Source organism: Actinomadura sp. KC216 (genome assembly GCF_004348535.1).
Lineage (GTDB): Bacteria > Actinomycetota > Actinomycetes > Streptosporangiales > Streptosporangiaceae > Spirillospora.
This window is the reverse complement of sequence record NZ_SMJX01000506.1, coordinates 1-3,979: the sequence shown is the minus strand read 5'-3', so window position 1 is coordinate 3,979 and position 3,979 is coordinate 1. Positions and strand designations below refer to the sequence as shown.

At 73.1% G+C, this 3,979-nt stretch carries 5 protein-coding genes and 1 pseudogene; all 6 read left to right on the top strand.

Annotated features, from left to right (window positions below; all coding sequences use genetic code 11):
• Nucleotides 1-387, top strand: a pseudogene (locus E1264_RS41065) (4-hydroxyacetophenone monooxygenase); the annotation flags it as partial.
• Between the two features lie 9 nt (nucleotides 388-396).
• Nucleotides 397-1,167 carry an SDR family oxidoreductase gene (locus E1264_RS41060; RefSeq protein ID WP_132182739.1) on the top strand — a complete coding sequence of 257 codons (771 nt, stop codon included), beginning with the start codon at nucleotides 397-399 and terminating at the stop codon, nucleotides 1,165-1,167.
• Nucleotides 1,168-1,209: 42 nt separating this feature from the next.
• Nucleotides 1,210-2,118 (top strand): NAD-dependent epimerase/dehydratase family protein, encoded by a 909-nt coding sequence (locus tag E1264_RS41055; RefSeq protein ID WP_132182737.1) that lies wholly within the window; start codon nucleotides 1,210-1,212, stop codon nucleotides 2,116-2,118.
• 10 nt (nucleotides 2,119-2,128) lie between these two features.
• Nucleotides 2,129-2,449 carry a co-chaperone GroES gene (locus E1264_RS41050; protein ID WP_132182735.1) on the top strand — a complete coding sequence of 107 codons (321 nt, stop codon included), beginning with the start codon at nucleotides 2,129-2,131 and terminating at the stop codon, nucleotides 2,447-2,449.
• Nucleotides 2,450-2,566: 117 nt separating this feature from the next.
• On the top strand, nucleotides 2,567-3,379 hold the full coding sequence (locus E1264_RS41045; RefSeq protein WP_132182733.1) for a hypothetical protein: 813 nt from the start codon (nucleotides 2,567-2,569) through the stop codon (nucleotides 3,377-3,379).
• A 191-nt stretch (nucleotides 3,380-3,570) separates the two neighbouring features.
• Nucleotides 3,571-3,939 (top strand): PH domain-containing protein, encoded by a 369-nt coding sequence (locus E1264_RS41040; RefSeq protein ID WP_132182731.1) that lies wholly within the window; start codon nucleotides 3,571-3,573, stop codon nucleotides 3,937-3,939.
• Nucleotides 3,940-3,979: the final 40 nt, after the last annotated feature.

Here is a 3,979-nt window from a genome sequence, read left to right as displayed (position 1 = left end):
GCGCAGGCCCATCTCGGCATCACCGTCAGCGGCTTCCCGAACCTGTTCCTGCTGTACGGCCCGTACACCAACCTCGGCCACAACTCGATCATCTACATGCTGGAGTCGCAGTTCAGGTACGTGCTCGGCTGCGTGGACGCGCTACGCCGGGCCGGGCTCGCCTGGATCGACGTCCGGCCGGACGTGCAGGACGCGTTCACCCGCGAGATGCGCGAGCGGCTCCGCGCCACGGTGTGGGAGGCGGGCTGCGAGAGCTGGTACATGACGGCCGACGGCAAGGTCGTCAACAACTGGCCCGGGTTCACGTTCGCCTACCGCCGCGCGACCCGCCGCCCCGACCCGCGGCACTTCCACACCCGCCGCGCCGCCGCCCGACCGGTCTTCTAGGCTCGGGGCATGCCGACCGCCTTCATCACCGGCGCGACCGCGGGCATCGGTGCCGCCTTCGCCCGCCGCCTCGCCTCCGACGGATTCGACCTGGTCCTCCTGGCCCGCGACGCCGAGCGGCTCGACCGGACGGCCGCCGGGCTGCGCGAACGGTACGCCGTCCGCGCCGAGGCGCTGCCCGCCGACCTGTCCACCGAGGAGGGCCTCGCGGCGGCCGAGGGGCGCGTCCGCGACGGCGTCGACCTGCTGATCAACAACGCCGGGTTCGGCCACAAGGGCGTCTTCCTGGACGTCCCGGTGGCGGACGAGGTGACCATGCTGAAGGTGCACTGCGAGGCCGTCCTCCGGCTCACCCACGCCGTGCTGCCGGGGATGCTGGACCGCGGCCGGGGCGGCGTCGTGAACGTCGCGTCGGCGGCGGCGTTCGCGACGCGCGGCACGTACGGGGCGTCCAAGGCGTGGGTGGTGAGCTTCAGCCAGGCCGTCGCCGAGGACATCAGGCGCCGCTCGGACGGCGGCGTCCGCGTGATGGCGCTGTGCCCCGGCTACGTGCGGACCGAGTTCCACGACCGCGCCGAGATGGACATGTCGGACCTGCCGGAGTTCATGTGGCTGGACAAGGACGCCGTCGTGGCCGCCGGGCTCCGCGACCTGCGGCGCGGCGTCCAGGTCAGCATCCCGGGCGCGCAGTACAAGGCGCTCATCGGCGCGGCCCGCTTCCTGCCGCGCGGGGTCGTCGCGCGCCTGTCGTCCGGCACTGGACGCACCTACAAGAGGTGACCGAGGGTTCCCGGGCGCCATCGCCTGGGGTAGACACGGCTCATGCGGGTGCTGGTGACGGGCGCGGCGGGCTACATCGGGTACGCGGTCGGGCGGCGGCTGGTCGCGGCCGGGCATGACGTCGACGGGCTGGTCCGGCGGAGCGCCGCGCTGCCGCCCGGGGTCCGTCCCGTCCGCGGCGACCTCCTCGACCCCGGCGGCCTCCCGGGCGGCCCGTACGACGGGGTGTGCCATCTCGCCGCGCTCGCCCGCGTCCGCGAGTCGTTCGACGCCCCGCTGCGGTACTTCGCCGCGAACGTCCAGGGCACGGTGAACCTGCTGGAGGCGGTGGACGCGGACCGGGTGGTGTTCGGCTCGACGGCCGCCGTGTACGGGACGCCGGAGCGGCAGCCGATCCCGGAGGGCGAGCGGACGGCGCCGTCCAGCCCGTACGGGGCGTCGAAGCTGGCCGCCGAGCAGGCCGTCCGGTTCCATGCCCGGACGGGCGCGATCGGCGCCGTCGTCCTGCGCACCTTCAACGTCGCCGGGTCGGTGGACGGACGGCCGGACCCCGACGGGACGCGGCTGATCCCGAAGGCCCTGGCCGTGGCGGCCGGGCACGCGCCGCACCTGGAGATCAACGGCGACGGGCGCGCCGTCCGCGAGTACCTGCACGTGGACGATCTCGCCGCGGCCTACGTCCGGGCGCTGGAGGACGTGCGGCCCGGCGAGGAGCGGGTCTACAACGTCGGCAGCGGGATCGGGACGGCCGTCCACGAGGTCGTCGCCGCCGTCGAGGAGGTGACGGGCCGTCCCGTGCCCACGCTGCGGCGCCCGCCGCGCACCGAGGCGCCCGTCCTGGTCTGCGACGCGACGGCCGTCCGGGAGGGCCTCGGCTGGCGCCCCGAGCGCTCCACGCTGCCGGAGATCATCGCCACCTCGTGGAACGCTCTCACTCATATCGGCGACTAAACTCCCCAGCGTGTCCGAACCGAAGTTCGAAGTCCAGATGCTCCACGACCGGGTCATGATCAAGGTCGAGAAGGACAGCGGGGAGCGCCGCAGCACCGGCGGGATCGTCATCCCCGCGACGGTCGAGCAGGGCAACCGCCTGGTCTGGGGCGAGGTCTGCGGGGTCGGTCACCACGTCCGCGTCGTCAAGCCCGGCGACCGCGTGCTGTTCCACCCGGGCGACCAGTTCGAGGTCGAGATCCAGGGCGAGAACTACCTCGTCATGCGCGAGCGCGACCTGCACGCGATCGCCAGCGAGCGCCCCGAACACGGCACGGGCCTCTACCTTTGACGCTCCCCGCGGCCGGATCGCCGGGACCACGGCGAGGCCGTTAGCGGACAGGTCCCTCCCCCCTCCGACGGACGAATCCAGGACAGGAAAAGTCCATTCATTGGGGGAAATATCGTGATGCGCGAGATCAACGGTGCCGCCCGGACGAAGGGGCCCGCGGACGGGTCGCCGCCCGCCCAGGGGCGATTCGACCAGGCGCTGCGGCACCTCCGGTCGCACGCCGAGCAGGCCGCCCTGGCCGTCCGGGAGATGGAGGCGCAGCTGACGTCGCTCGCCCGCACCGAGAGCACGCGGCCGGCGGGCTCCGCCGGGTGCGAGGCGCTGGAGGGGGCCGAGATGATCGACCGGCGGATCGCCGACGCGGTCGGCCGGTGCCGCGGCGAGCTGCTCACCGCCCGGCCGGACGCGTCGCGCGAGGGCAGGACGCTTCGCGTGGCGCTGGAGCGCGACTGGCGCGCCCTGGCGCGCGGGGCGGCGATCCGGACGCTGTACGGGCACACCGCCCGCTACGACCCGGCCACCGTCGCCTACGTCGAGGAGATCACGGCGGCGGGCGCCGAGGTCCGGATGTGCGACGAGGTCTTCGACCGGCTGATCATCGTGGACCGGCGGATCTGCTTCCTGCCGGGCCCGAGCGGCTCCCCGGGCGCCGTGACGGCGGTCGCGGTGACCGTCCCGGCCGTGGTGCGGTACCTGGCCGACGCCTTCGACCGGGTCTGGCAGCGATCCGGCCGGTTCACCGCCGGCCCGGGCGGCCAGGCCGAGAACCGGACCATCCGCATGCTCATCGACGGCGAGACCGGCACGGTGATCGCCAAGCGGCTCGGGATCAGCGACCGGACCTTCGCCAAGCGGATCGCCCGCATGAAGTCCGACTACGGGGTCCTCACCCACTTCCAGCTCGGCTACGAGATCGGCCGCCGCTCCTGAGGACGGCGGGTCGCGCGCCACGTACAGCGTTCCCCGGCTGCGGGCGAGCGTCGTCGGGAGCTGGAGCGGCGCGCAACGCTCGTCGAGCCGCTCGGCCGCCGCGTCGGCTTCCCCGAAGGCGCGCGGACCGCCGGGACCGGCTGAGACACTCCTCTACGAACCGGAACGAACGCGACGACTCGGGAGGACGCATGGGCGGGGAGATCCAGCACGACAGGTCGGGCCAGCTCAAGCAGATCGAGAGCGGGCTGCTGCCCGGCGAGCGGATCATCGCCGTCTACGACGCGGTGGGCGCGGGCACCGGGTTCATCGGCCTCACCGACCGCCGGGTGATCATCCAGGACAAGAGCTTCGCCGGGAAGAAGTACGCCATCACCAGCGTCCCCTACTCCAAGATCACTTCGGTGAGCGTGGTGAGCAACAAGTCGTGGGCCGGGTCGTACTTCTCCACCGGCTCGATCGCGATCAACGTGGGGACGCACACCTACGAGGTCGAGTTCCGCGGCAGCGACAAGAGCCACCACGTCCACAACGTGATCCTGGAGCACATCTCGTCCTGACCGGGCCCGGCCGGCGGCCGGGCCCGGTCAGGACGAGATG

What these genes read in the sequence shown, in the direction of transcription:
- E1264_RS41045 (WP_132182733.1), top strand. Translation starts at nt 2,567, where the DNA reads ATGCGCGAGATCAACGGTGCCGCCCGGACGAAGGGGCCCGCGGACGGG.
- E1264_RS41040 (WP_132182731.1), top strand. Translation starts at nt 3,571, where the DNA reads ATGGGCGGGGAGATCCAGCACGACAGGTCGGGCCAGCTCAAGCAGATC.
- E1264_RS41060 (WP_132182739.1), top strand. Translation starts at nt 397, where the DNA reads ATGCCGACCGCCTTCATCACCGGCGCGACCGCGGGCATCGGTGCCGCC.
- E1264_RS41055 (WP_132182737.1), top strand. Translation starts at nt 1,210, where the DNA reads ATGCGGGTGCTGGTGACGGGCGCGGCGGGCTACATCGGGTACGCGGTC.